Below are 1,844 nucleotides of genomic sequence, written 5' to 3'. Positions count from 1 at the left end.
CGTACGATCTGCCGTACCGATCATGCGCGCCATTGCTTGAATGTCTTCGGCTTTAACGCCCGTAACCAACTCCACTTTATCGAGGTTGTAAGCTGGCGACATTACTTCTTGCAGTAAGGTATCAAAGCCGTCGACACGTTCTTCGATGTACTCTTGATCGTACCAACCGTTCTTGATGATCTGCTGCATGACGCCATTTAAAAGCATCACATCCGTACCCGGACGGTGCGCCATATACAGCTCAGCATGCTCTGCCATATCGACACGTTTCGGGTCAGCTACAATCAAACGAGCGCCGTGATGACGAATTGCTTGTTTGATGTGTGAAGCGATGATCGGGTGTGCCGATGTGGTATCCGAACCAATAATAAAGATCACATCCGAGTGCTTAATGCTTGGAATGTCGTTGGTCATTGCACCACTACCCAGTGACGCCTCAAGACCGGTTACACTCGATGCGTGACACAAACGCGCACAGTGGTCGACGTTGTTAGTGCCCAGTTCACGACGGACAAATTTTTGGAACGCGTAGTTGTCTTCGTTGGTGGTTTTCGCTGAAGAGAAGCCCGCTAATGCGTTGCTGCCAAAATCTTGCTTGATGCCAGAGAACTTGCTCGCAATCAGTTGAATCGCCTCTTCCCAGCTTGCAGGTTGCAGCCAACCGTCTTTACGGATCAATGGCGTGGTAAGACGCTCTTCACTGCCAATGAAATCAAAACCAAAGCGCCCTTTCACACACAGCATGCCTTGGTTCACCGGCGAGTCACCGCCTTTCACGTAACGAATCGTATTGGTTGCTTCGTCCACGAACATAGTCAACTTACAACCCACACCACAGTATGTACAAATGGTGTCGACCGCTTTCAGATCTTCAGTACGGCCTTGCGAACGGTCACGACTATCGACCATTGCGCCCGTTGGACACACTTGAACACACGCGCCACATTGCACGCAGTTCGAATCGCCCATTAGGGTTAAACCATTCTTGTTACTTCCAAAGTGTGGGCGATCATCAGGACGTAATGCTGGACGACCTTGTTTATCGCACACAAAGTTCAGTACACCGTGCACGGCTTTGTCGCGGCACGCTTGGATACACTGCCCACAGCTAATACAGCGGTTAGCATCAAACTCAATAAACTCAGAGCTGCGGTCAACTTCGTACTTATGACGCAAGTCTTTCGCACGAAGATCTAACCAATCTTGATGCGATTTAATCTGCAAAGAGAAATCAAAGCTTTGCTCAGCTTCATATTCGGTGGAGTAATCACGCAGCGCACAATCGGTATTTGCCTGACAGCCACATTCTAGACAGCGCGCGGCTTCCTTCATTGCTTCTTCGTTATCAAAACCCAACTCCACTTCAGCGAAGCTTTGCTCGCGTTGTGCTGGAGTCAGCTCAGGCATGATAGATCGAGCGACTTTCTGGATGTTCTCGAAGTGAAGCGGATCGACTTGAGAGAGCTTCTTCTCTTTACGCGAGTTGAACGCTGCCTTTGGCATATCGGCCATATCACCATTCAAAAACAGGTCAATCGCTTTTGCCGCAACGCGGCCATCACCCACCGCTTCAACTGCCGTTGCTGGACCACGGCGGAAATCACCAATACTGAAGATATTGCCCGTGCCGGTGTGCATGGTCTTTTCATCGGCATCAGAGGTGTTCCAACGCGTAAGCGGAATCGACAAATCTTCGCCTTCGAGGAAGCTCAGATCTGGCTTTTGCGATACTGCCGCAATCACGGTGTCGAACTCTTCGGTGAAGAACTCGCCGGTTGGTTTAGGGCTGCGACGACCAGATGCATCCGGCTCACCCAACGCCATGCGCTCTAGACGAATCGCAT

General features: G+C 50.5%; 1 protein-coding gene. It reads right to left on the bottom strand.

Features of this window, described 5'->3' with window-relative positions; all coding sequences use genetic code 11:
- Positions 1-1,844 (bottom strand): molybdopterin-dependent oxidoreductase (locus IQR33_RS34520; protein WP_228014167.1); only part of this gene is annotated, 1,844 nt, incomplete at both ends.

The sequence above is a fragment of the Vibrio sp. OPT46 genome, assembly GCF_015163535.1.
Classification (GTDB): domain Bacteria; phylum Pseudomonadota; class Gammaproteobacteria; order Enterobacterales; family Vibrionaceae; genus Vibrio; species Vibrio alginolyticus.
This window is presented reverse-complemented; position numbering and strand designations above follow the sequence as displayed.